The 22,598-nt window shown below is 72.4% G+C and carries 24 protein-coding genes and 1 pseudogene; 14 read left to right on the top strand and 11 right to left on the bottom strand.

The genetic code is table 11. The features are described from left to right. Window positions 1–20 precede the first annotated feature (20 nt). Window positions 21–659, bottom strand: coding sequence for a TetR/AcrR family transcriptional regulator (locus NYZ95_RS05685; protein ID WP_262849613.1), 639 nt, complete (start codon window positions 657–659; stop codon window positions 21–23). A gap of 130 nt (window positions 660–789) precedes the next feature. On the opposite strand from NYZ95_RS05685, the gene NYZ95_RS05690 reads away from it, so the two are divergent. The 9 genes from NYZ95_RS05690 to NYZ95_RS05730 all read left to right on the top strand — a co-directional run bounded on the left by NYZ95_RS05690 (window position 790) and on the right by NYZ95_RS05730 (window position 9,491). Beyond that, the gene (locus NYZ95_RS05690) at window positions 790–1,086 is read left to right on the top strand and encodes a (2Fe-2S)-binding protein (RefSeq protein WP_262849615.1); all 297 of its coding nucleotides are present in this window, start codon (window positions 790–792) and stop codon (window positions 1,084–1,086) included. Next, the gene (locus NYZ95_RS05695) at window positions 1,083–2,276 is read left to right on the top strand and encodes an NAD(P)/FAD-dependent oxidoreductase (RefSeq protein WP_262849618.1); all 1,194 of its coding nucleotides are present in this window, start codon (window positions 1,083–1,085) and stop codon (window positions 2,274–2,276) included. Before NYZ95_RS05690 ends, NYZ95_RS05695 begins: the two co-directional genes overlap by 4 nt. Next, window positions 2,273–3,661 (top strand): 2Fe-2S iron-sulfur cluster-binding protein, encoded by a 1,389-nt coding sequence (locus NYZ95_RS05700; RefSeq protein ID WP_262849620.1) that lies wholly within the window; start codon window positions 2,273–2,275, stop codon window positions 3,659–3,661. Before NYZ95_RS05695 ends, NYZ95_RS05700 begins: the two co-directional genes overlap by 4 nt. 28 nt (window positions 3,662–3,689) lie before the next feature. Further along, window positions 3,690–5,078: an NAD-dependent succinate-semialdehyde dehydrogenase gene (locus NYZ95_RS05705; RefSeq protein ID WP_262849621.1), complete on the top strand. Its 1,389-nt coding sequence runs from the start codon at window positions 3,690–3,692 to the stop codon at window positions 5,076–5,078. A gap of 1 nt (window position 5,079) precedes the next feature. After that, window positions 5,080–6,465 (top strand): NAD(P)/FAD-dependent oxidoreductase, encoded by a 1,386-nt coding sequence (locus tag NYZ95_RS05710; protein ID WP_262849623.1) that lies wholly within the window; start codon window positions 5,080–5,082, stop codon window positions 6,463–6,465. Window positions 6,466–6,542: 77 nt separating this feature from the next. Continuing rightward, window positions 6,543–7,070: a hypothetical protein gene (locus NYZ95_RS05715; protein WP_262849625.1), complete on the top strand. Its 528-nt coding sequence runs from the start codon at window positions 6,543–6,545 to the stop codon at window positions 7,068–7,070. A 39-nt stretch (window positions 7,071–7,109) separates the two neighbouring features. Next, window positions 7,110–7,718: a copper resistance CopC family protein gene (locus NYZ95_RS05720; protein WP_262849628.1), complete on the top strand. Its 609-nt coding sequence runs from the start codon at window positions 7,110–7,112 to the stop codon at window positions 7,716–7,718. Further along, the gene (locus tag NYZ95_RS05725) at window positions 7,715–8,257 is read left to right on the top strand and encodes a copper chaperone PCu(A)C (RefSeq protein ID WP_262849630.1); all 543 of its coding nucleotides are present in this window, start codon (window positions 7,715–7,717) and stop codon (window positions 8,255–8,257) included. The genes NYZ95_RS05720 and NYZ95_RS05725 overlap by 4 nt, the downstream gene beginning before the upstream one ends. Then, window positions 8,250–9,491 carry a Dyp-type peroxidase gene (locus NYZ95_RS05730; RefSeq protein ID WP_262849633.1) on the top strand — a complete coding sequence of 414 codons (1,242 nt, stop codon included), beginning with the start codon at window positions 8,250–8,252 and terminating at the stop codon, window positions 9,489–9,491. The genes NYZ95_RS05725 and NYZ95_RS05730 overlap by 8 nt, the downstream gene beginning before the upstream one ends. Before the next feature lie 12 nt (window positions 9,492–9,503). Here NYZ95_RS05730 and NYZ95_RS05735 read toward each other — a convergent pair whose 3' ends face one another. The 4 genes from NYZ95_RS05735 to NYZ95_RS05750 all read right to left on the bottom strand — a co-directional run bounded on the left by NYZ95_RS05735 (window position 9,504) and on the right by NYZ95_RS05750 (window position 12,686). After that, entirely contained in the window at window positions 9,504–9,848 is a 345-nt protein-coding gene (locus NYZ95_RS05735) for an antibiotic biosynthesis monooxygenase family protein (protein WP_262849634.1), read from the bottom strand. A 16-nt stretch (window positions 9,849–9,864) separates the two neighbouring features. Then, window positions 9,865–11,154, bottom strand: coding sequence for an HNH endonuclease (locus tag NYZ95_RS05740; RefSeq protein ID WP_262849636.1), 1,290 nt, complete (start codon window positions 11,152–11,154; stop codon window positions 9,865–9,867). A gap of 73 nt (window positions 11,155–11,227) precedes the next feature. Continuing rightward, entirely contained in the window at window positions 11,228–11,719 is a 492-nt protein-coding gene (locus NYZ95_RS05745) for a VOC family protein (protein WP_262849638.1), read from the bottom strand. A 25-nt stretch (window positions 11,720–11,744) separates the two neighbouring features. Further along, the gene (locus NYZ95_RS05750; protein WP_262849640.1) at window positions 11,745–12,686 is read right to left on the bottom strand and encodes a GlxA family transcriptional regulator; all 942 of its coding nucleotides are present in this window, start codon (window positions 12,684–12,686) and stop codon (window positions 11,745–11,747) included. Window positions 12,687–12,756: 70 nt separating this feature from the next. Between NYZ95_RS05750 and NYZ95_RS05755 the strand changes: the two genes are divergently transcribed. Continuing rightward, window positions 12,757–13,812: a saccharopine dehydrogenase NADP-binding domain-containing protein gene (locus NYZ95_RS05755; protein ID WP_262849642.1), complete on the top strand. Its 1,056-nt coding sequence runs from the start codon at window positions 12,757–12,759 to the stop codon at window positions 13,810–13,812. Here NYZ95_RS05755 and NYZ95_RS05760 read toward each other — a convergent pair. Genes NYZ95_RS05760 through NYZ95_RS05775 form a run of 4 tightly spaced genes read right to left on the bottom strand, consistent with a single transcriptional unit; the run spans window position 13,775 to window position 16,538 of the window. Beyond that, on the bottom strand, window positions 13,775–14,323 hold the full coding sequence (locus tag NYZ95_RS05760; RefSeq protein ID WP_262849644.1) for a TOPRIM nucleotidyl transferase/hydrolase domain-containing protein: 549 nt from the start codon (window positions 14,321–14,323) through the stop codon (window positions 13,775–13,777). The genes NYZ95_RS05755 and NYZ95_RS05760 overlap by 38 nt on opposite strands. Further along, the gene (locus NYZ95_RS05765) at window positions 14,320–14,760 is read right to left on the bottom strand and encodes an SRPBCC family protein (protein WP_262849646.1); all 441 of its coding nucleotides are present in this window, start codon (window positions 14,758–14,760) and stop codon (window positions 14,320–14,322) included. Before NYZ95_RS05765 ends, NYZ95_RS05760 begins: the two co-directional genes overlap by 4 nt. Before the next feature lie 54 nt (window positions 14,761–14,814). After that, window positions 14,815–15,870 (bottom strand): tocopherol cyclase family protein, encoded by a 1,056-nt coding sequence (locus NYZ95_RS05770; RefSeq protein ID WP_262849647.1) that lies wholly within the window; start codon window positions 15,868–15,870, stop codon window positions 14,815–14,817. A 38-nt stretch (window positions 15,871–15,908) separates the two neighbouring features. Beyond that, the gene (locus NYZ95_RS05775) at window positions 15,909–16,538 is read right to left on the bottom strand and encodes a DUF4230 domain-containing protein (RefSeq protein WP_262849648.1); all 630 of its coding nucleotides are present in this window, start codon (window positions 16,536–16,538) and stop codon (window positions 15,909–15,911) included. Between the two features lie 230 nt (window positions 16,539–16,768). Here NYZ95_RS05775 and NYZ95_RS05780 point away from each other — a divergent pair. Next, a pseudogene (locus NYZ95_RS05780) lies at window positions 16,769–16,999 on the top strand (peptidoglycan-binding domain-containing protein); the annotation flags it as partial. A gap of 83 nt (window positions 17,000–17,082) precedes the next feature. Beyond that, window positions 17,083–17,682: a carboxymuconolactone decarboxylase family protein gene (locus tag NYZ95_RS05785; RefSeq protein WP_262849650.1), complete on the top strand. Its 600-nt coding sequence runs from the start codon at window positions 17,083–17,085 to the stop codon at window positions 17,680–17,682. Here the strand turns inward: NYZ95_RS05785 and NYZ95_RS05790 are convergent. Then, complete coding sequence (locus NYZ95_RS05790; RefSeq protein WP_262849653.1) at window positions 17,648–18,172, bottom strand: GNAT family N-acetyltransferase; 525 nt, start codon at window positions 18,170–18,172, stop codon at window positions 17,648–17,650. The genes NYZ95_RS05785 and NYZ95_RS05790 overlap by 35 nt on opposite strands. 74 nt (window positions 18,173–18,246) lie before the next feature. On the opposite strand from NYZ95_RS05790, the gene NYZ95_RS05795 reads away from it, so the two are divergent. Together NYZ95_RS05795 and NYZ95_RS05800 are read left to right on the top strand one after the other, a co-directional pair. Next, window positions 18,247–18,906: a TetR/AcrR family transcriptional regulator gene (locus tag NYZ95_RS05795; protein WP_262849655.1), complete on the top strand. Its 660-nt coding sequence runs from the start codon at window positions 18,247–18,249 to the stop codon at window positions 18,904–18,906. Continuing rightward, window positions 18,891–19,805, top strand: coding sequence for an RNA polymerase sigma-70 factor (locus tag NYZ95_RS05800; RefSeq protein WP_262849657.1), 915 nt, complete (start codon window positions 18,891–18,893; stop codon window positions 19,803–19,805). The genes NYZ95_RS05795 and NYZ95_RS05800 overlap by 16 nt, the downstream gene beginning before the upstream one ends. Here NYZ95_RS05800 and NYZ95_RS05805 read toward each other — a convergent pair. Further along, a complete protein-coding gene (locus NYZ95_RS05805; protein WP_262849659.1) occupies window positions 19,795–22,521 on the bottom strand; it encodes a glycoside hydrolase family 3 protein in 2,727 nt (908 codons plus the stop codon). The two genes, NYZ95_RS05800 and NYZ95_RS05805, sit on opposite strands and share 11 nt — an antisense overlap. Between the last annotated feature and the right edge of the window lie 77 nt (window positions 22,522–22,598).

The raw sequence follows: 22,598 nt of genomic DNA on the forward strand, positions 1-22,598 counted from the left end.
GCGGCCTCGCCGCGCCCGGGTCAGCCGGCGTCGCTCCCGCGGTCGTAGCCCAGCAGGGTGCGCGCCACGGCCGTCATCTCCTCCGCCACGCGTGCGACGTCGGTCTTCTCCCCGATCGCCAGGGACACCTCGTACCCGTCGATGAGGGCGAGGAGGTTCTCGACGACCGACGACGGCGGGAGGACCGGGCGGAAGATCCCCGACTCGACCCCGGCCTGCACGGCGTCGTTCAGCGGGACGCGCCAGCGCCCGTACGCCTCGTTCATCAGCCTCCGGAGCGCGGGGTCGCGCGACGCGGCGGCGGCGAACTCGACCCACAGCGTGCACCGCTGGAGGTAGTCCTCAGGGCTCGTGATGCTCAGGACCAGGGACCGGATGCGCTCCCACGGGTCGGCGTCGACGCGCGAGGCACCCTCGACGCGCTCGACGACCTGGTGCGCGTGCGCGGAGAAGGCTTCGTGCAGCAGCGAGTCACGGGTGGCGAAGTAGTGCTGGAGCATGCCGACGGAGACGCCCGCCTCCTGGGCGACGTCGCGCAGGCGGACCCGGTCGGCGCCGTCTCGGGCGACGAGGGTCAGCGTCACTCCGAGGATGCGGGAGCGGCGCTGCTCGACGGCTTGCTCGTCGAGAGGCGGTCGACCGATACGGACGGGGGCCACATTTCCTCCTGCAGGTCGAGCTCTGACGAGAACCGATGCGTTGATCGTAGGAACTCACAGGCTCAGAGCGTTGACAACTCAAGAATCCTTCATAATAGTGTCGTATTATGAAGTCAATTGCGAGTCGCCGATGAGCGCGCGCGCCGACCGCCGCACGATCGTGTGCCCGTGCCACGACGTCACGCTGCACGACCTGAAGGTCTGCTGGGACCGCGGCTACACCCACCCGGAGACCCTGAAGCGCGCGACCGCCCTCTTCATGGGCCCGTGCCAGGGCAAGCTCTGCGCACCCGCGCTCGACGAGTTCCTCGAGAGCGTCGGGGCGGCGCCGGGACCCGACGACTCCCCCGCCCGGCCCACCGTCCGCCCGCCGCTGTACTCGGTACGGCTCGGCGAGCTGGCCGACCCTGACGGCGAGACGGCGTGAGCGCCCCGGGTGTCCGCGCCGGCGACCCCGGCGCCTCGTACGACGTCGTCGTCATCGGCGCCGGGGTCCAGGGCCTGTCGACGGCGTACGAGCTGGCCAAGCGCGGCGTGAAGCGCATCGCGGTCCTCGACCGGTCCTGGCCCGGCGGCGGCGCCAGCGGACGCAACGGTGAGCTGATCCGGTCGATCTTCTCCTCGCCGGAGTGGGTCGGGCTGTTCGACCTGAGCCTCCGCCGCTGGCACGACCTGTCGGCCGAGCTCGAGATGAACGTCCTCTTCAGCCCGTCCGGCTACCTGGTCCTCGCCTCCACCGACGACCAGTGGGCCAACTGCGAGCGCGACCATGCGTACCACCTCTCGGAGGGCGTCGACAGCGAGCTGCTCTCGCAAGCCGACGTGCTCAAGCTCGTCCCCGCGCTCAACCGCGACGTCGTACGTGGCGGCGTCCTCCAACCGTCAGGCGGCTTCGCCCACCACGACGCGGTCAACTGGGCCTACCTGAAGGCCGGAGCGCGCCGTGGCGTCGAGGTCTACTGTGACGTCACCGTCACCGGCCTGACCACCAGCGCCGGCCGCGTCACCGGCGTGCGGACGAGCCGCGGCCCGATCGCGGCCGGTCTCGTCCTCAACGCCGCGGGCGGCCACGCGCTGGACGTCAACGCGTGGGCCGGCATCACGCTGCCGATGGTCACGAGCCGGTTGGAGATGCTCGTCACCGAGCCGCTGGCGCCGTTCCTCCGGCAGGGTCTGGCCGCGCTGGCCCTGCTCGGCTACTGCCACCAGACCGCGCGCGGCGAGTTCGTCGGCGGCACGGAGATGCACCACGTCGACGAGTCGCGCAGCCAGAACAGCACGTGGGACCTGCTCGCCGACATGGCGACGAAGTGGGTCACGCTCTTCCCGCAGCTCTCCGGCGCCCGCCTCTTGCGGCACTGGGCCGGGACGGTCACGCAGGCCGCCGACCTCGCGCCGGTCATCGGGTCGGTGCCCGACGTCGACGGCTACCTCATGAGCTGCGGCTGGGTGTACGGGTTCATGGGCGCACCGGGTGCGTCGACGCTGCTGGCCGAGGAGATCGTCACGGGCGTACCGTCGCCGATCCTCGAACCGTTCTCACCGCGCCGCCTCGTCGAGGGCCGCCTGATCGCCGAGTCGTCCCTCGTCGTTCCCACTGGGGAGGAGCACCCATGACCGCCGACCGTACGTCCGAACCGGTGCGGTTCACGTTCGAGGGCCGCAGCGTCGAGGCGCTCCCCGGCCAGACGCTCGGCGGCGCTCTGCACGCCGACGGCGTCCGGATCCTGACGCGCAGCTTCAAGTACCGGCGTCCCCGCGGCTACACCTGCGGGTACGGCGCCTGCGGCAACTGCCCGCTGACCGTCGACGGCCTGCCGGGCGTCAACGCCTGCGAGCGTACGGTCGAGGGCGGCGAGGTCGTCCGACGCGAGCGAGGCTGGCCGAGCGCCGGTGTGGACGTCTTCCGCCTCGCCGACGCGGCTGCGCCGCTGCTGACCGCCGGGTTCCAGTTCCGCCTGTTCACCAAGACGCCGTGGCTCGCCCATCGCGCCGAGAAGGTGATGGCGTGGGTCGCCGGCGCCGGTCGTCGGCCGTCCGCGGAGGCCGCGGCGGCCACCCGCGCCACCTCGCACGAGACCCGCACGGTCGACGTCACCGTCGTCGGCGGTGGGCTCAGCGGGCTCGCCGCGGCGCTCGGTGCCGCCGCCGAGGGCGCCTCGGTGCTCCTCGTCCATCGTGGGGTGCTCGGAGGTCGGTCGCTCGGCCGCAGCGGCTCGGCTGCCGGCCGCCACCGCACGTACGGCTCCGACCGCGAGGCGGCCCTCGCGCTGGCCGCCGACGTCGCGGCCCACCCGAGCATCGAGGTGCTCGACGGGACGGCTGTCGCGACGTTCGACGGCGTCGACCTGATCGTGGTCTCGCGTCGGCGCCGCATCCAGGTCAGCGCGCCCGCGATGGTCGTGGCCACCGGCTCGTACGACGTGCCGCTGAGCTTCGCCGGCAACGACAAGCCGGGCGTCATGCTCGCGTCGGCCGTGCGCAAGCTGATGCACGTGGAGCGGGTCCGCCCCGGGCGGCGTGCGGTCGTCGTGACGGAGAACGCGACGGGGTACGAGATCGCAGACGAGCTGCTGGCGGCGGGGGTCACGGTGAGCGCCGTGGTCGACCCGGACCCCAGCGCCAGGCCCGCTGACCTCGTGGCGGCGCTGGACGCGGCGAAGGTGCCCGTCCTCGCAGGCCGCCCGGTGCGCGTGCGAGGGCTGCGCGGTGCTCGCAGCGTCGTCGTCGCCGGAGGCTCCGGCACGCGTCGTCTGCGGGCCGACCTCGTCGTCGTCTCCCGCCCCGAACGCCCCGCCGAGGAGCTGCGCTGGCAGCGCCACTACGTCGAGGCCGGAGACACCCACGCCCCGAAGGGGGCCCCGACCGCGCACGCGACGGACCGTACCGTCGTCGTCGGATCGGCCGCCGGCCTCCCCGCCCAGACGCTCGACGACGCGAGGGACGCCGGTCGTCGCGCCGCGCGCGCCGCAGGCGCCGCCCCGCGACGTGTCGACGCCTAGCCGCCAGACCCGCAACCAGAGGAGTTCCATGACCGCCCAGCCCGTTCCGTACCGCACCGTCAACCCCGCCACCGGAGTCGAGGTCCGCCGGTACGAGACCGCGACCGACGCCGAGATCGCCCAGGCGCTCGACCGTGCCGAGGCCGCGTACCGCGAGTGGAGCCAGCTCACCCTCGCCGACCGCGCGGCACGAGTGGCCGCGTTCGGCCGCCTCTTCGCTGAGCGCGCCGACGAGCTCGGGGCGATCGCCGCCGAGGAGATGGGCAAGTCGGTGAGCGAGGGCGCCGGTGAGGCGAGCTTCTCGGGCGACATCTTCGCCTACTACGCCGACAACGCCGAGACGCTGCTCGCCGACCAGCCTCTGACCGTCTCCGGCGACGCGAGCGCGGTCGTCCAGCGCCGCCCGATCGGCGTGGTGCTCGGCATCATGCCGTGGAACTACCCGTACTACCAGGTGGCCCGCTTCGCCGCGCCCAACCTGGTGCTCGGCAACACGGTGCTGCTCAAGCACGCCGAGTCGGTGCCGCGCGCGGCAGAGGTCATCGCCGACCTCGCCCGCGAGGCGGGGCTGCCCGACGGCGTCTACACGAACCTGTACGCCTCGCACGAGCAGGTCGGCCAGATCATCGACGACCCCCGCGTGCAGGGCGTCTCGCTCACCGGATCGGAGCGGGCCGGCAGCGCCGTGGCCGCGCGGGCCGGCGCCGCGCTGAAGAAGTGCGTCCTCGAGCTCGGCGGCTCCGACCCGTACATCGTCCTAGACACCGACGACGTCGCCTCCGCCGCGCGGCTCGCGTGGTCGGTGCGCCTGAGCAACATGGGCCAGGCGTGCAACTCGAACAAGCGCATGATCGTGCACGAGAGCATCGCCGACGCGTTCGTCGCCGAGCTCACCGCGCTCGCCGACGGGCTGGTGCCCGGTGACCCGACCGACCCGAAGCCGGGGACGTACCTCCCGCTCTCGTCGCGCGCCGCCGCCGAGACGCTCGCCGCGCAGATCGAGGACGCCGTCTCCAAGGGTGCGACGCTGCACGCCGGCGGCATCCTCGAGCCGGGCCCCGCCGCGTACCTCTCCCCCGCCGTCCTCTCCGGAGTCACGCCGCAGATGCGCGCGTACGACGAGGAGCTGTTCGGACCCGTCGCCGTCGTCTACGCGGTCAAGGACGAGGACGAGGCGGTCGCGCTCGCCAACGCGTCGGCGTACGGGCTCGGTGGCGCCGTGTTCAGCACGGACCCCGAGCGTGCGCGACGTGTGGCCGAGCGGCTCGAGGTCGGCATGGCGAACGTGAACACGCCGGCCGGCGAGGGCACCGAGATCCCCTTCGGTGGTGTGAAGCGCTCCGGCTTCGGCCGCGAGCTCGGGCCGCTGGGGATCGACGAGTTCGCCAACAAGCGCGTGTTCTACGTGGAGCGTTGACATGGGCTATCGCAACGGCGACGTCTCGCACTGGATGCACGCGGGCAAAGCCCCGGCCTTCGGGCCCGCCACGCTGGAGGACGCCTACGACCTGGTCGTGATCGGGGGCGGCCTGACCGGCCTGTGGACCGCGTACTACGCGATCGAGCGCGACCCGGCGGCACGGATCCTCGTGCTCGAGGCCGCGGAGGTCGGGTACGGGGCGTCCGGGCGCAACGGCGGGTGGCTCTCGCCGCTGCTGCCGGGCAACCGGGCGGTGTACGCGCGGAAGTCGCCGCACGGCACGCAGGGTGTCCTCGACTTCCAGCACGAGATGTTCGGGGCGATCGACGAGGTGCTCGCGGTGCTCGACCGCGAGGGCGTCGACGCCGACCAGGTGCGGGGCGGGCAGCTGACCCTCGCACCCACGCCGGCTGCGATGGCCCGGGTCAAGGCGACCCGCGAGGCGCACCTGCGCTACGGGTACGAGCCGTCCCAGGCGGTCCTGCTCGACGTCGACGAGACCCGTGCTCGGGTGAACTCGGCGACGGCGCGCGGCGGCCTGTTCTACCCCGACACCGCCCGCGTCGACCCGGCGAAGCTGACCCGCGGGCTGGCCGAGGTCCTGCGCCGTCGCGGGGTCACGATCAGCGAGCAGACCCCGGCGGCCGAGGTGACGGCCCACCGCGTACGGACCCGCCGCGGCTCGATCGAGGCGGGCCGGATCGCCGTCTGCCTGGAGGCGTACACGAGCACGCTCCTCGGCGGGCGCCGGGTGATCCCGGTGAACTCGTCGATGATCGTGACCGACCCGCTCCCCGCCTCGGCGTGGGAGCAGATCGGGTGGGAGGGGCGCGAGTGCCTCAACGACTCCGCCCACACGTTCGTCTACGCGCAGCGCACGGCCGACGACCGGATCGCGATCGGCGGGCGCGGGACGCCGTACAAGTACGGCTCGGGGACGCCGGGTGACGGTGCGTCGGACGCGCGGACGACCACCAACCTGCGCGAGCGGCTGGAGTCGATGTTCCCCGGGGTCTACTTCCCTGTCGCCCACGCCTGGCGTGGCGTGATCGGGGTGACCCGCGACTGGTGCGCGAACGTGACGTACGACGCGCGCACCGGGGTGGGCGTCGTGTACGGGTTCGCCGGGCACGGCGTCACGGCGACCAACCTGGCCGCGCGGACCCTCCTGGACCGGTTCGAGGGGGTCGACTCCACGCTCGCCCGGCTGCCGTGGAACGACTACCGCACCCGCCAGTGGGAGCCCGAGCCGCTGCGGTGGATGGGCGTCCGCGGCATGTACGTGCTGTTCGGGCTGGCCGACCGCTGGGAGGAGCGGACGCAGGCCGAGAAGACCGCCCTGCCCGCGCGGATCGGGTCGAGGATCGCCGGTCTGCACGAATGATCGGGACGCGGCCGGGTGGTGCCCCGTGGGGGAAGGCACCGCCCGGCCGCCGTCTCTCCGTCACCTACAGTGGCGGCATGACGGTCCGCACGACGCCCACCGCGGGGCTGACCCGCGGGACCGTGCGTACGGTCCGCGCCACGACCGTGGCGACCACGACCGTGGCGCTGAGCCTGGCGGCGCACCTCGCGGGTGGCGGACAGGCCCCCGGATGGGGCGCTGTCGCCGCCGTCGGTGCGCTCACGGGCGCCGTCTCCTGGCGTGCCAGCGGTCACCGGTGGCGCCGGCGAGACCTGCTCGCCGCCTTCCTGCTCGCCCAAGGCGCGGTCCACCTTCTCAGCATGGCCTCCGCGCCCCAGACGACGTCGCCGGTCGCGATGGTCGTCGCCCACGTCCTCGCCGCGGGTGCGCTCGTGGTGTCGGTCCGGCACGGCGAGCAGGTGCTCTGGTCGGTCGTCGAGGCGCTGGCCCTGCGCGCCTCGCGCGTCCCGGTGCTTGCTGCACCTCGACCCGTCCGACAGCTCGCGGTCGCCGCCCCCTCTCCTCGGCCGGTCACGGTCTGGACCTCCCGCGGCCTCAGCCAGCGCGGCCCGCCCACTTCCTGACGCCCTCGTTCCATCCTCCTCATCTCGTCAGGAAGACCCATGACTCGTTCTGCCCTGCTCAGACGCGCCCTCGGCGCGGCCGTCGGCACCGCTCTCACCGCGGTCGCCCTCGGCGTGAGCGCCGCACCTGCCGGCGCCCACAGCGCTCTCGTCGACTCCACGCCGCGGGAGGGCCAGACCCTCACCGCCGCCCCGACCACCATCGAGCTCACCTACAGCGAGGACGTCCAGGAGATCGGCGCCTTCGTCGCTCTGCGCGACGCCGACGACGCCGTCGTCGCCGAGCTGGAGCCACGCATCTCCGGCGCCGTCGTCACAGCCCAGGTCCCCACCACGCTCGCCGCCGGCCGCTACAGCGTCGTATGGCGCGTGGTCTCGTCCGACGGTCACCCCATCCAGGGCGCGATCCCGTTCTCGGTGGAGGGCGCTGCCCCTTCCCCCACCCCCACCCCCTCGCCGGAGACCACCGCACCTCCCGCGAAGGCCGACCAGACCGACGCGGCCAGCGAGGAGGACGACAGCGACGGCACCCCTGTCCTGGTGGTCGCGCTCGCGGCGGTCGCCGCCGTCGTCGCCCTCGGCACTGCCGCGCTGGTCGCCCGGCGCCGCAACCGCACTCGTACGAACCGCTCGGAGGAGAACCGATGAAGGCCACCCGTTTCCGCACCCCCCGCCGGATCCTGGTCGCCGCCACCGCGCTCCTCACCCTCTCGGCGCTGGCCGCCTGCGGCAGCGACGAGAGCGCGGACGCCGACGCACCCCGTACGCAGGCCGACGCCGTCACGGTGTCCGAACCATGGATCAAGGCCGCCGACAAGGGCATGACCGGCGGGTTCGCGCAGCTGGCCAACAAGGGCGACGAGGACGTCACCGTGGTCTCGGCCTCGAGCGCTGCGGCGCAGAGTGTCGAGCTGCACGAGATGGCCAAGGACCCCGACACGGGCGCCATGGTGATGCAGGAACGTGAGGACGGGCTGCCGATCGCGGGCGGCTCGACAGCTGAGCTGGCGCCCGGTGGTGACCACCTCATGTTCATCGGGCTCACCGGCCCGCTCGCCGCCGGCCAGGAGGTCGAGGTGACCTTGACCTTCGCCGACGACTCGGAGCTGACCTTCTCGGCGCCGGCGCGCTCGTTCAGCGGAGCGGAGGAAGAGTACGACCCCCACGCGGGCGGCCACGATGGGTGACCCGGCGCGGCTGAGTCGTCGCCGCCTCCTGACCACGGGTGCTGCCGCGGCCGGGGGCGCCGTGATCGGCGCCGCCGGGGGTGCCGTAGGCGCGCGGGCCCTGGCGTCGTCGTCCGACGACGACGCGGCGTCCGCGCTGCACGGGAGCGCGACGGTCGCGTTCCACGGACCGCACCAGGCCGGGATCCTCACCCCACCGCAGGCGTTCGCGACCTGGATCGCGTTCGACCTGCGCGACGGCGTCGACCGCGAGGCGGCGACCCGGCTGATGCGGATCTGGACCGAGGACTCCTCACGGCTGGCCGAGGGACGTCCTGGGCTCACCGACACCGAGCCCGAGCTGGCGACGGCACCGGGACGGCTGACGGTGACGGTCGGGTTCGGCCCCGGGTTCTTCGTCGCGACAGGGACCGAGGACCGCGCCCCGCGGTGGCTCCGTCCGCTCCCGGCGTTCTCGATCGATCGCCTCGACGAGCGGTGGAACGGGGGCGACCTGGTCCTCCAGATCTGTGCCGACGATCCCGTCACGGTGAGCCACGTGACGCGCCTGCTCGCGAAGGAGGCGCGCACCTTCGTCACCGTGCGGTGGGTGCAGCACGGGTTCCGGAGGGCCCGCGGCTCGGAGGCCGAGGGCACGACGATGCGCAACCTCATGGGCCAGGTCGACGGGACCCGGAACGTCACGGCGGCCGAGGCCGACCGGCTGGTCTGGATCGGCGCGGAGTCGGCGCGGCGGTTCGGGGAGCAGCCGGAGTGGATCACCGGCGGCACCTCGCTGGTGATCCGGCGGATCGCGATGAACCTCGACACGTGGGACGAGCTCGACCGGCCGGCGCGTGAGGAGTCGATCGGTCGCCGGCTCGCCGACGGCGCGCCACTGACCGGGAAGCGGGAGCACGACGAGCCGGACCTCGAGGCGCGCGACGAGCTCGGGCTCGAGAAGATCGCGTCGTTCGCGCACATCCGGCGTGCCCGCAGCGAGGACCCGGACGAGCGCTTCCTCCGCCGGTCGTACAACTACGACCAGGCACCGGCCGCCGGGACGATGTCGGACTCCGGACAGGTCTTCGTGTCCTTCCAGGCCGACGTCGAGGCGCAGTTCCTGCCGATCCAGCGCAGGCTCGACGAGCTCGACCTCCTCAACCAGTGGACGACGCCGATCGGGTCGGCGGTGTTCGCGGTACCGCCGGGCGTACGACCCGGCGACTGGTGGGGGTCCACCCTGCTCGGCTGAGCCGGACGGCCCTCACTCCGCGCGCGGGCGACCGTCGCCGGAGTGAGGGCCGTAAGCGCGGGTCACGGTCGCGACCCGCACGCGGTAGTCCGCGTACCAGACGTCGCGCCCGCGCTGCTGCGCGACGAGGTGCTCGGCGACCTGCTTCCACGCGGCGGCAGCGGCGTCGTCACGCCAGTACGAGACGGTGAGACCCAGCCCGTCGCGCGCAGACTCGATGCCGAGGTAGCCCGGCTGCTCGCTCGCGAGCGCGGCCATCCGCGCGGACATGACGTCGTACCCCTGGTCTGTCTCGGAGCGCAGCGACGTGAAGATCACCGCCGTGTACGGAGGCTCGGGTGTCTCGGCGAACGTCATCGGCCCACCGTAGCGATCAGGCGGCCGCGTCGTGCGGCTCGGCGACCAGGGCGCGGAGGAGGCGGAGCCGCTCGCGCGCGAGATGTCGGGTCGTCCGTCGTCGGTCGGGCACCGGGGTGCCACCGGCGAGCGAGAAGAAGGTCGTCCCGTCTCCCGCGCTCCGGGTGTGCAGCCTGCCTGCGTGCACGAGGTGGTGGCACCGGGCGCAGAGGCCGACGAGTCGGTCGAGATCGGTCAGCCCGAGGTCGCGCACCCACCAGTCGAGGTGGTGGATCTCAAGGGTGGTGTGGTCACAGCCGGGGTTGCCGCACCGCCCTCCTTGGCGGACCATGATCGCCGACCGCTGCGCGGGGGTCGCGAGCCGCTCGCTGCGGCCGACGTTGAGCACCGAGGCCTGCGGCAACGACCCGCTCGTGAACCCGTCGGTGAGGATGCCCGTGACGTCGGCGTCACAGAGCAGCGAACCGAGCAGCCGGTCTCCGATCACGCCCCACCCCTGGAGCCTTGCAGGCTCGGCGGCGGCGTCGCCGCGCAGCCGATCGAGGTCGACGGTCACGTGGAGTTGCGGTCGGATGCCCTTGCGGGTCGGCAGCCCGTGCTCGAGGACGGCGGCGAGCAGTGCGTCGAGCCCGGCGAGCCGTCGCTCGGCGGGCGAACGCCGGTCGTCGCGGTCGGACGTGCTGCCGAGCGAGTCGAGCACGGTCTTGAGCTTGGCTCCGGTCGGGATGTCGAGGAAGCCGTTGACGGCGTACCCGTCGCCCACGCGGCTCACCTGCAGGTCGCGCTTGTCCATGCCGCGGATGTACGCCTCGTCGAGGCTGTCGGGGTGGATCGCGTCGATCCACGCCCGCACCTCCTCGCGCAGCGCCGCCGGCTCGTGCGACTCGGCGACGCTCAGCAGGTAGTCGGTCCCGAGCGAGATGATCTCCTCCCCCGCCTTGACCAGGCCCGAGGAGAACTCGTGCACGTGCGGGAGCCGCACCCGCCCCTCGGCGAGCGCCTCGCGTACGGCGGGAAGCCGCCGCAGCGTGCGGCCCGCCGTCGTCGGCTTGCCGGCCTCCGTGGCCGAGAGACGCAGCGTCCGCCGCGCCCATGCCTTGAGCGTCGGCGCCCCGTCGTCCTCCGGGCCCCCGCACTGCGCGAACGCCTCCAGCGTCATGGCCTTGATGCCGTCGAGCCGGTCTTGGGCGTCCTGGACGGCCCGGAGGACCTCTGCCTTCTCCGCGTTCGTCGCCAGGTCGAGAGGAGCGTCGAGCAGCGCCCGCACCGCTCGGCGCAGGTCGTCTGTCAACGTCGGATCAAGCACAGGTACAGTCTATTCGAACGCATGAGCGATTCTCTAGACGTTTGCCCCGGCTTGTGGAGAGCGCTGCGGCGCGCTAGCCGACGTAGATGCAGAACGGGTGCCCGGCGGGGTCAGCGAACACGAACAACGGCTCCTCGTCGTCATCGAAGCGGTCGAAGAGCTGCACCGCGCCGAGCGCGAGCGCGCGTTCGCGCTGGCGGAGGAGGGCGTCGGTGTCCGCCACGACCATGTCGAGGTGCAGCATCTGACGCTGACCGGAGGGGCTGGGCGGCGACTCGGCGCTCCACTCGGCGGGCCGGTGGTCCGGCTCGCGCTGGAACGCGAGCGCCCGCCCGTCGTGCCGGGCACCGGGCGACGACCACAGCACCAGCCAGTCCTCTCCTCGCGGGTCGGGCTCTCCCGGAGCGGGAGGCTCGTCGCCGGGGCGATAGGTGTACCCGAGCAGCTCGCGGTAGAACTCGGCGAGCGCGCGGGGGTCGAGGCAGTCCAGGACGACTGCGGCGACGAGGGGGACGTCGGCGGCGCGGGCCTCCTCGTACGGGCCCGGCTCAGGTGTCTGCGACATCTCCCGACCGTACGGGCTGGCGGGCTCAGCCGCGGAACGTCGCGCGGTAGGTCGTCGGGCTGACGCCGACCGCGCGGACGAAGTGCCGACGCAGCGTCGTCGCGGTGCCGAGTCCGCAGCGGGCGGCGATCTGCTCCACGGACGCGTCCGTACGCTCGAGCAGCTCCTGCGCACGAAGGACGCGTTCGCGGTGGAGCCACCGCAGCGGCGTCATGCCGGTCTCGGCGCTCATCCGGCGGGCGAGCTGGCGCGCGCCGAGGCCGGCCTCGCGGGCGAGGTCGGAGACGGCGAGCGGTTGATCGAGGCGTGCGCGCGCCCAGTCCATCGCCGCACCCACGTGGTCGGACCCGGTCGGGGCCGGCGGCCTCGCGATGAACTGCGCCTGTCCCCCGGGTCGCTGTGCGGCGACCACCAGCCGACGCGCCAGCCCGTTGGCGGCGGCGCTCCCGAAGTCGGCGCGGACGAGATGGAGACACAGGTCGAGCGCGGCGGTCTTGCCTGCCGACGTGAGGATCTGCCCGTCGTCGACGAAGAGGACGTCGGCGCGCGCACGTACGGCGGGATAGAGGCGCTCGAGCTCGTCGACGTGCATCCAGTGCGTCGCGGCCTCCCGCCCGTCGAGGAGGCCTGCTGCGGCGAGGACGAACGCGCCGGTGCACAGGGACGCGATCCGGGCTCCGCGGTCGTACGCCGTGCGCAGCGCGTCGAGAAGGGCGGGGTCCGGCACGCCGTCGAGGTGGTCCGTCGACGGCACGATCACGAGGTCGGCATCGGCGAGGGCGGCGTACGAGACGGCCGGGGCAGCGCCGAGCCACGGCGCCGAGGTGCCGTCGGGGGTGGCGACGACGAGCGCGTACCAGCGGCCGTCGGCCGAGAGGTCCGACCGGTCGACGCCGAAGACCTCGGCGGCGATCGCCGTCTCGTACAGCATCGCGTCGGCGTGCAGCGCCAGCCCCACGGAGACCATGTCGGAAACTGTACGACAGGCGTCACTTCAGACACTGGCTGCACGGACGCGCACCCGGTGGGATGGGGACATGAGCACTTCTCCCTCCGGTCCCGTCGTCGTGTACGGGGCGTACGGTCACACCGGTCGTTTCGTCGTCGACGAGCTCCTGCGGCGCGGACTCACGCCCGTCCTGTCGGGTCGCGACGCGTCACGTCTGGCCGCGATGGCCGAAGATCGTCCCGGCCTCGAGGTGCGGCCCGCGCGCGTCGACGACCCCGGCGCGCTGCGCGCCGCCGTGACCGGGGCAGCGGCTGTCGTCAACGTCGCCGGGCCGTTCCTCGACACCGGCGTCGCCGTGTCCGGGGCAGCCGTCGCCGCGGGCGCGCACTACCTCGACGTGACGGCGGAGCAACCTGCCGTGGAGGCCGTGTACGCGGCGCGGCCCGACGATGCGGAGCAGGCGGGGGTCGCGGTGATCCCGGCGATGGCGTTCTACGGCGGGCTCGCGGACCTGCTGGCGACCGCCCTGCTCGCGGGGACGTCCGAGCCGGCCTCGCTGTCAGTGGCGATCGGGCTCGACGCGTGGTGGCCGACCGCCGGCACCCGCCTCACCGGGGCGCGCAACACCGCGCCGCGACGCACGATCGTCGACGGCACGCTGGCACCGGTCCCCCACACCGCGCCGCGCACGTCGTGGGACTTCGGGACGCTGGGCGACCAGCCCGTCGCCGCGCTCCCGTTCTCCGAACCCCTCCTGCTCGCGCGACACCTGCCGGTCGCACGGCTCGACTCGTACCTCAGCGCATCGGCGCTCAGCGACATCCGCGACCCGTCGACCCCTCCTCCCCCGGCCACGGACGAGCGCGGACGGTCGCCGCAGCAGTTCGTTGTCGAGGTGGTGGCGCAGGTCGGCGACAGGGAGGAGCGGATGTCGGTCGGTGGACGCGACATCTACGCGGCGACTGCCCCGCTGGCGGTCGAGGCGGTGGTGCGGCTGCTCGACGGACGTGCCGCGGGTACGGGGGTCGTCGCGCCGGGCGAGGTGTTCGACGCGGAGGACTTCCTGCGAGCGCTGTCACCGGACACGCTCACTGTGCGACGGAGGATCACGGGGCCTGGCCCGCGGGAGACGACGCCTGCGTGACCGCGACGACGGCCTCGACCAGCACGGCGGGGGCCTGGTCGAGGTCGAGCGCGTCGACGAGCAGCTGGGCGTAGCGCGCCTTGCGCCCGCTCGTGGTCCCGATGAAGCGACGGAGCACCCGCGCCTCCGGTCGGCCGCGGTGGAACGGCTGGCGGGTCAGGGTGCGCCACCTGCCGAGGTCGCCCGCACTCCTGACCACGTCGAGGGTGCGGGCGACACCGAGGCTGCGGATCAGCTCGTCCTCGAGGTCGAGGTGGCAGGCGAACGCGCGCGTCGGGAGGTCGTGGACACGTGCCAGCGTCCTGGCGACGTACGGGGTCTCGCCGACGTCGTGCAGCACGGCGACGACGTCGGCTTCGTCGATGCCGTCGAGGTGATGACCGAGGTTGGTGACACCGCCCATCGGGACGACATCCGCACCGGCGGCCGCGAGGTCCAGACCGAGCCGGCGCGCCAGGGCGCGTACGGCGATCGCGTCGCTCTCGCCCTCGACCAGCAGCAGTCGGTTCACTGTTCGAGCATCCGCGCCAGTGCGCCGAGATTCGTGCGCATCCCGTTCTTGAACAACCTCGTCGCCACCGGGCCGAGCGCAGAGAGCGGGCCAGGGAGACCGGCTGCCGAGATCTCGGCGTCGAGGACCAGGCGGGTCCCGCCGGGGATCGGCGTCAGCGTGTAGCGGTACGTGAAAGGGGTCGGCCCGCTCCTGCTCGTCAGGCTGAACCGCTCCTCAGGCTCGGACTCCGTGACCTCGACGAGGTTGACCGCCTTCCCACCGGGAAGCGACCGGACGAGCTCGTACGACGGACCGCGTCCGTCTCCTGCCGGGACGACCGGCACGACGCGCTGCACGGCCTCGTACCACTCCGGGGTCCGGCTCACGTCGCTGAGCACGGACCAGACGACGGAAGGGGGACGATCGATGTCGAGCTGGAGCTCGAAGGATCCCATGCGCGTCACCCTTTCACCGCCGGTTGCCGAGAGGCGACCGATTAACCCACCGACTCAACCCACCGGCGCGGCGTCGACGGCATCGGCGGCGCGGCCGCGACGTACGACCTCGGCCTGGGCGCGCGCGATGCCGCCGTGCTCGAGCGCGGCGAGGCGGGACTCGCCCTGCCACACGACCCGGCCTCGGCGCCGCACGGTGACCTGCATCGTCGCGCCGAGGTGCTCGATCGCGCCCGCGATGTTGCGCCGCTCGGCAGGCAGCGGGACGGGGAGCACATGGGCGCTGGCCAGGCTGCCGGTCCCCTCGATGTCGATCCGCCACTGGGCGCTGCGCCCACGCAGGCTCCACCGCTCGTCGGTGACCTCGGCCTCGACCGGTGACACGACCGGGTCCCCGAGCCGGACCAGCCGCCCGCCCGGCAGGAGCACGACGACCGCCGTCACGGTCGTACGGATCGGTCCGGCGTAGACCTCTCCCCCGGCGAACGCGACGCAGACCGACGGGTCGTCGAACCCTTGCGCCTGGCCCCACCACCACGACTCGGGGAACCCGCCCTTGCCCCAGTTCTTCTCCGCGTACACCGACCACCCGTCGAGGTCCCAGGTCTCCTCCCCCACGACGGCCCGGCCGTACGCGGCGCCGCCGAGGAGCCACGGGTGCCAGTACTGGTTCAGCCCCGGGACGGTCTGGAAGACGCTCGACCCGCCGAAGCTGCGGCGCGACCACGCCACCGGGGACCTGACCTCGACGTCCACCCGCGCGTCCGGGCCGAGGTCGACCCGCAGCCGGTCCGGCGTCCCCTCGAACGCGTCACCGGAGCGCACGCCCAGGCCGCCCGGGTCCGCGGCTCCCTCGGGGTGCTCCGTCGTACGGAGGAAGCCGTTCGGGTGTGCCGCGAGCCCGAGCGTCGACCACGTGCCGTCGTCCGCCCGGTTGACCCCGTCCAGCGCGAGCAGCACGCGCCCGGAGGCGGGGTCGGTGAAGCGCCAGAAGTAGCCCTCCATCGCGACGCCGTGCGCACGGAGCGGATCACCGAACGGCCAGTCGGCGCCGCTCCCCCGGTAGGTCCGTCCGACCGACGCCAGCACCTTGCGTACCCACGAAGCCATCCCCGCACTCTGGCAGAGATCTCGCCGGCAGCGCACTCCTACTCGTCGGAGCCCTCCACGAAGGTCGCCCTGATGTCGAGCGAGCCGAACATCCCGACCAGCATCGCCTTGGTGTTCTCCTCCGCACGGCGGGCGAGCTCGGACTCCTTCGCGGCGGCCTCCAGCTTCTTCTCGGCGAGCTCGTACAGACCGCTCTGGTCGCGCGCGGACAAGGCATCGCTCAAGCGGTTGACCACGCCGCGCTCCTGCGTGAACAGGTACGTCCGGTCCTGATCGAGGTTGGGCTCGTCGAGCTGCGCGTCCGGCAGCCGCACCTCGACCGAGCGACCGTCTCGGGAAAGCTTCAGGTCCTCCTCGGCCAGGCCCGAGAAGTCGACGTACGCGTTGACCGTGCCGGCGGCGACGAAGAGCGAGCGCTCGCCGAGCACGAAGTCCGGCACCCACCGCACGTCCCGCTCGACGTCGAGCACGACCTCGAAGTTGCCGACCGCGGCGTGGTACTGGCTGATGTTCTGGACCGACTTCAGCAGCACAGGCTGGCTGCGGTCGACCGTGCGGGTCGTGAACGGGTTGGTGAGCAGCCCGCCGGCGGTGAGCGCCGCCACCACCAGGACGATCGCAAGGCCACCGGCGACCGCCGACAACGCGACTTTGAGCGCAGTGCGCATGCAAGCTCCTCGGGCCGTCGACAGGGGGACCCGCCGAGAATGATGCCGCACGTCGAGCGCAACTCCTTTGAGCCTGCTCGAAGGGCCTTCCGTTCACCCCACCCGCGAGAGGCACGCTCCCCTGACCGAGGTGCTGCACCACCGCGTCCGGCTCCCTCAACCTCACGAGGGGATTCGTTCATGACTCGTGCTGCCACCTCCAGCAGGGGTACGCCTCGGCCGCCGTCCGGACGCTCCAGGACAACATCCGCTGGTGCTACCGCAGCCGCGGGGAAGCCGTCCTGAACATCACGGTGGACGGCAACGACGGCACGAAGACCAAGGCCGCGGTCAAGCGCGTCCAGCAGCTCGCCGGCATCACGGCCGACGGCGTGTACGGGCCTCGTACGCGCGACGCGATGCTGCACCGCCAGGACTCCTGGGAAGGGGACCAGGGCCCGAACGTGTGCCGCAGGCTCTGACCGCGAACGGCGCCGGCCGTGTCACGTTTCGTGGCCGGCCGGCGTCGTCATGTCGTACCCCGTTCTCACAGGAGGAGGCCGACATGACCGGATCACCCCGCATCACCCCCGCCGAGATCACCGGCATCAAGGGCGCCCTCATCAGACGGTTCGCCAAGAAGAAGCTCGGCCAGGTGCCCGCCTCGGTCGGTGTCTACTGGCACAACCAGCCGGTCATGATGAGCCTGAGCGGCCTGAGCGCCAAGGTCGAGCGGTGGCACGCCTGCGACGAGCAGCTGAAGTCGTTCGCGCACATGGCGGTCGCCTCGCAGGTCGGGTGCAGCTGGTGCCTCGACTACAACTACTTCGAGAGCTTCAACAAGGACCTCGACGTGGCGAAGGCGCGTGAGATCCCCCGGTGGCACGAGTCCGACGTCTTCTCCCCGCTCGAGCGCGAGGTGCTGGCGTACGCCGAGGCGATGACGACGACCGAGCCCACGGTGACCGATGAGATGGTCGCGTCGCTGGTGGCCCAGCTGGGTGAGGCCGCCGTGATCGAGCTGACCGCGGTGATCGCCTTCGCCAACTTCACGACGCGGGGCAACGTCGCCCTCGGCATCGGGTCTGACGGCTTCGCCGACGCGTGCGGGCTCGCTCCCCTCGCCGCGCCTAGCGCGCCTCCAGCGCGCTCGCACGGACGGTGACGGTGATCTCCGCGCCGTCACGCGCGTAGTCCGCGCCACGCGCCCGCCTGGCGACCATGTGCCGTACGACGTGGTTCTCCGCGCTGATGACGGCCTGGACGCGAGGGAACCCGTGGCGCGCGATCTCGAGGGCTAGCCCGTCGACCAGGCGTGAACCGATGCCGCAGCCCTGCCACGCGTCGGCGACGACCACCCCGATCTCGGCCGTGGAGGCGACGTCTTCCTGGTCGTGCACGCTCCGGATCGGCGCCCACATCCCGTGCCCGGCGACGATGCCGCCTTGCCACGCGAGCAGCGAACCCCCGGTCGTCCCCGGCTGCAGAAGCCGTCTCGCGAGGCCGGGTGGCGTCCGGGGGCCGAAGCCGGTGAGGAATCGCCGGTAGGAGGTGTCGGGTGACAGCCCGAGCAGGAATGCCTCCAGCGCTTCCAGGTCCATGGCGCCTCCGCGGCGCAGCTCGACGAGAGTCGTCGTGTCGATCGTGGCGGTCATCGGTCCCCCTCGGAAACAATACGAACGATCGTATCATTTGTTCTCGCCGAGCTCACGCGATATCGTCAGGGAGCATGAAGGCCGAGACGACGCTCGAGGACCACCCCGACGGCAGGGTGCGCCGCGGCAACGCCACGCGGCGGACCGTTCTCCGGCACGCCGTCGACGTCGCCTCCGTCGAAGGGCTCGACGGACTCTCCATCGGACGGCTCGCGACCGAGCTCTCGATCAGCAAGAGCGGCCTCTTCGCCCTGTTCGGAGCCAAGGAGGAGCTCCAGCTGGCCACCATCCGGGCGGCGAAGCGCATCTACGTCGACACCGTCGTCACGCCCTCGCTCGAGACACCGCCGGGGCTCGGACGCGTGCGGGCGCTGGTCAGCGCCTGGCTCGACTACTCGCGCGGACGCGTCTTCCCCGGCGGCTGCTTCTTCGCGAGGACCGGTTATGAGTACGCCGCCCGCGAGGGCAAGGTCCGCGACGCGCTGATCGCCGCCCGCCACGAGTGGCTCGCGCTCGTCGAGCAGACGCTCCGCGAGGCGCAGGCGCTCGGCGAGCTCGACCCCGACGACTCGCTCCCCCAGCTCGCGTTCGAGCTGAGCGCGTTCCTCGACGGCGCCAACTTCGAGTCGCTGCTCGGCGGAGGCGACCACGCGTACGACCGCGCTCGCCGCGCCATCCAGGATCGGCTGGTCTCGGCGAACAGGGGGGCCAGCGAGCCGTGGACCGACGCCTGACCGGTGGCGACGTGAGCGTGTCCGACGACCCGTTCCTCACCCACCGCGGGCTGCTCTTCACGATCGCGTACGAGATGCTCGGCTCGGCCGCCGACGCCGAGGACGTCGTCCAGGACACGTGGCTGCGCTGGGACGCGATGGGGCGAGACGCCCGCGCGGACGTACGCCGGCCGCGCCCGTTCCTCGTGCGGATGGTGACACGCAAGGCCCTCGACAAGATGCGCGTGAACGCGCGACGACGCGAGGACTACGTCGGTGAGTGGCTGCCCGAGCCGCTGCTGACGACACCGGATCTCGCGGAGGACGTCGAGCTGGCCGAGAGCGTCTCGATCGCCATGCTCACCGTGCTCGAGACGTTGACGCCGACCGAGCGCGCGGTCTTCGTGCTGCACGAGGTGTTCGAGACCCCGTACGGCGAGATCGCCGAGACGCTGGGCAAGACGCCTGGCGCCGTACGCCAGATCGGGCACCGGGCGCGCGAGCACGTGGCGGCACGCCGGCCGCGGATGGAGGTCCGTCGCGACGAGCAGCAGCAGGTGGTCGAGCGCTTCCTCGCGGCGGTGACGGAGGGTGACCTGCAAGGGCTGCTCGACGTCCTCGCGCCGGACGTCGTGCTCGTGGCCGACGGCGGCGGAGTCGCCCAGGCCGTGCTCAACCCGGTGGTCGGCGCCAAGAAGGTCGCGAACATCCTGAGGCCGTTCACACGGCTGGCACCGGGAGCCACCTTCCTGCCGGCCGTGCTCAACGGAGCCGTCGGCGCTCGGCTTGTCGGCACCGAGGACGGCTTCGACACCGCGATCAGCTTCCTCGTCGAGGACGGCCGGATCAGGCGCGTCTACGCGGTGCGCAACCCCGACAAGCTCCGCATGATCGACGTCGAGGCGCCCCTCAGCCGGTAGGCCTCCGGACCGTGAGCGTCCGCGTGAACCGGATGTCCTGCGAGGAGCTGCCGACGTAGAGCCGGGTACGCCCGGTGGGCGTGATCCAGTAGCCCCACTCGGTGTCCCAGTACGCGAGCTTGTGATCTGGCGTGTAGAGGTCGATCGGGATCGTCACCCACCGCGTCTCGCGCGGCCCCAGAGTCACCCGCGACCAGCCGAGCAGCTGCTTCGGCGGCGTTTCGGCACGGTTCGTGTTCAGGCGGCCGTTGTAGAGCTGGACGATCTCCGTGCTGCGTCGCCCGCTCGTGTTGGTCACCCGCACCCGTACACGTCCCGGCCGGTAGGCGTTGGGGCGTGCGTCGCTGCGGGCGCGCGGGTTGACCACCTGGACGTTGCGGTAGCGGAACGTCGAGTACGACAGTCCGTGCCCGAACGGGTAGAGCGGCCGGACCCCGTTCTCCTCGTAACCGCGGTAGCCGACGAAGACTCCCTCGTCGTAGTCGACCGTGATGTCGGGCTCGTTGACGTCCGGGAACGGGCTCTCCAGGCCGAGCCCTCGCGCGACCTGACGGTCCGAGCGCGGCCAGCTCAGCGGCAGCTTGCCCGAGAAGTTCTCGTCGCCGAAGAGCAGCGCGGCGATCGCGCGCCCCTGCTCCTGGCCGGGGTACCAGGCTTCCACCACCGCCGGGACGCGGCTCAGCCACGGGAGCGACACGGCGCCACCGGTCGCCAGGACGACCACGGTGTTCGGGTTCGCCCGCGCGACGGCGCTGATCAGACGGTCCTGGTTCTGCGGGAGCACGATCTCGCCGCGGTCGAGCGACTCGCCCATGTAGTTGGTCGCGACGACGACGGCCACGTCGGCGTCGCGCGCCGCCTCGACCGCTTCGTCGATCTGAGGCGAGGCGTCGGCAGCGGGCGGCTCCCACGTGAAGCGGATCCCGGGTCCGAAGTTGGACGTGACGATGCAGCACTGGTCAGGCGCGTCGGCGACGTACTCGATGCGCACGTCGTACGTCCGGCCGGCCTCGAGCCGCATCGTGAACGACTCCTGACGGATGCGGTCGGCCTCGGCGGAGAGGACCTCTTCACCGTCCACCCACACGGTCGCGCTGCCCAGCAGCGTGAGGCCGAGCGCGTACCGCCCGCTCACGGTCGGCTCGAGCGTCCCGGTCCAGCGTGCCGACGGCGTCTCCGCCGCGAGGATCGGGTCGGGGAGCTTGGGCGCGGGAGTCGGGTCGTACCCGAACCCCGCGAGCGTCCCGACCAGACCCTGCCCCCAGTTCACCTGGTCCTCGGTCCGGGTGGCGACCGGCGTCCCGCTCAGGTCCGGCGTCGTGAACCACTCGGCTGTGAGCCCGTCGCCCTGCCCTTCGGCCGGCCGCAGGACGCTCGACGGCACGGGCTGGTCGCCCGGCATGTTGTCGCCGGCGCGCACCGGGTCGCTGCCCGCCACGTGCGTGACGTCGACGTCGGTGCCGGCACGGTCCTCGATTCCCTCGACGACGGTGCTCACGCCAGTCGGGTCGATGACCGTGTCGCTGCCGAACCCCTGGATGTAGCGGTCCGCGGACTCACCCACGACGGCCACGGACTCCAGGTCGCGCGAGCCCAGCGGGAGCGCGTCGCGGCGGTTGCGCAGCAGCACCGAGCCGTCGACGGCCGTGCGGTACGCCCGCTGGCGGCCGGTGGCCACGACGTCGGCCGGCAGGGCGTCCGGGTTCGGTCGGGGGTTCTCGAGGCTCCCCGGCGGCGGGTTGTCGATCAGCCCGTCGGCGAAGTACGTCCGCAGGACGCGGTGGACCATGTCGTCGAAGCGCTCGGCGGGGATCGTCCCGTCGAGGACCGCCGCGCGCAGCGTCGCGGGATCCGGGAAGCTCGGGCCGCACACGTCTGTGCCGTACACGTAGGCGTCGAGGCTCTTGCACGCGTTGAAGTCGGAGCTCACCCAGCCCTCAAAACCGAGCTCGCCCTTGAGGATGTCCCACAGGAGGTGCGGGTTCTCGCAGGACGGGCTGCCGTTGACCTTCGGGAAGGCGCACATGATGACGCCCGGCTCCTCGGCGACGATCGGCTCCCACTGGCGCGTGTAGACCTCGCGCAGCGTGCGCTCGTCCAGCTCCGCGTCGAGGGTCGTGCGCTGGGTCTCCTGGTTGTAGACGTTGTAGTGCTTGACGATCGAGTAGACGCCGTTGGTGTCGTTCGTCCGGTCGACGCCGTCGACCGCCGCCGCGGGGATCGCGGCACCAAGCAGCGGGTCCTCGCCGAAGGAGCCCCACTGGCGGCCGCTGTACGGGGTGCGCAGCAGGTCGACCTCAGGGCCGGCCCAGCCGCTGTACCCGGTGAGGTGGGTCTCGAGGCCGACCTGCCGACCGAACTGGCGCGCTCGTGCGAGGTTCCAGGTGGAGGCGATCGCGAGACCCGCAGGGAACGCCGTCGTCGGCGTCCCGCCGGTGATGACGCCGGTCGCGCCGTCGATCTCACGCCGCGCCGGGATCCCGAGCTCGGGGATGGCGACGGCTCCCGATCCGCTCCCCTCGAACAACGTCAGCTTCTGCTCGAGCGTCATGGCGTCGGCGAGCAGGTCGGCGCGTTCGTCGGGACTCAGCGAGGTGTCCATCCACGGCGGGTCGGCCGCCTGTGCACTGCTCGGCGCGAGCGCCGGGACGAGCGCGAGTGCAGAGAGGACGAGGGTCGATGCCGCCGTCGCGAGGATCCGTGAGCCGAGCCGCATGATGCCCTCCGTGCTCCGCCGACCCGAGAGACGAGTGTCTCAAATGTCCGAATCGGACCTAAGGATCGACATTGCTC

This window comes from Mumia quercus, assembly GCF_025506335.1.
GTDB lineage: Bacteria > Actinomycetota > Actinomycetes > Propionibacteriales > Nocardioidaceae > Mumia > Mumia quercus.

Bases quoted from the DNA above. Each gene is read 5' to 3' on its own strand.
- NYZ95_RS05690 (WP_262849615.1), top strand. From the start codon at position 790: ATGAGCGCGCGCGCCGACCGCCGCACGATCGTGTGCCCGTGCCACGAC.
- NYZ95_RS05700 (WP_262849620.1), top strand. From the start codon at position 2,273: ATGACCGCCGACCGTACGTCCGAACCGGTGCGGTTCACGTTCGAGGGC.
- NYZ95_RS05705 (WP_262849621.1), top strand. From the start codon at position 3,690: ATGACCGCCCAGCCCGTTCCGTACCGCACCGTCAACCCCGCCACCGGA.
- NYZ95_RS05710 (WP_262849623.1), top strand. From the start codon at position 5,080: ATGGGCTATCGCAACGGCGACGTCTCGCACTGGATGCACGCGGGCAAA.
- NYZ95_RS05715 (WP_262849625.1), top strand. From the start codon at position 6,543: ATGACGGTCCGCACGACGCCCACCGCGGGGCTGACCCGCGGGACCGTG.
- NYZ95_RS05720 (WP_262849628.1), top strand. From the start codon at position 7,110: ATGACTCGTTCTGCCCTGCTCAGACGCGCCCTCGGCGCGGCCGTCGGC.
- NYZ95_RS05725 (WP_262849630.1), top strand. From the start codon at position 7,715: ATGAAGGCCACCCGTTTCCGCACCCCCCGCCGGATCCTGGTCGCCGCC.
- NYZ95_RS05730 (WP_262849633.1), top strand. From the start codon at position 8,250: ATGGGTGACCCGGCGCGGCTGAGTCGTCGCCGCCTCCTGACCACGGGT.
- NYZ95_RS05735 (WP_262849634.1), bottom strand. From the start codon at position 9,848: ATGACGTTCGCCGAGACACCCGAGCCTCCGTACACGGCGGTGATCTTC.
- NYZ95_RS05745 (WP_262849638.1), bottom strand. From the start codon at position 11,719: ATGTCGCAGACACCTGAGCCGGGCCCGTACGAGGAGGCCCGCGCCGCC.
- NYZ95_RS05750 (WP_262849640.1), bottom strand. From the start codon at position 12,686: ATGGTCTCCGTGGGGCTGGCGCTGCACGCCGACGCGATGCTGTACGAG.
- NYZ95_RS05755 (WP_262849642.1), top strand. From the start codon at position 12,757: ATGAGCACTTCTCCCTCCGGTCCCGTCGTCGTGTACGGGGCGTACGGT.
- NYZ95_RS05765 (WP_262849646.1), bottom strand. From the start codon at position 14,760: ATGGGATCCTTCGAGCTCCAGCTCGACATCGATCGTCCCCCTTCCGTC.
- NYZ95_RS05770 (WP_262849647.1), bottom strand. From the start codon at position 15,870: ATGGCTTCGTGGGTACGCAAGGTGCTGGCGTCGGTCGGACGGACCTAC.
- NYZ95_RS05775 (WP_262849648.1), bottom strand. From the start codon at position 16,538: ATGCGCACTGCGCTCAAAGTCGCGTTGTCGGCGGTCGCCGGTGGCCTT.
- NYZ95_RS05785 (WP_262849650.1), top strand. From the start codon at position 17,083: ATGACCGGATCACCCCGCATCACCCCCGCCGAGATCACCGGCATCAAG.
- NYZ95_RS05790 (WP_262849653.1), bottom strand. From the start codon at position 18,172: ATGACCGCCACGATCGACACGACGACTCTCGTCGAGCTGCGCCGCGGA.
- NYZ95_RS05795 (WP_262849655.1), top strand. From the start codon at position 18,247: ATGAAGGCCGAGACGACGCTCGAGGACCACCCCGACGGCAGGGTGCGC.
- NYZ95_RS05805 (WP_262849659.1), bottom strand. From the start codon at position 22,521: ATGCGGCTCGGCTCACGGATCCTCGCGACGGCGGCATCGACCCTCGTC.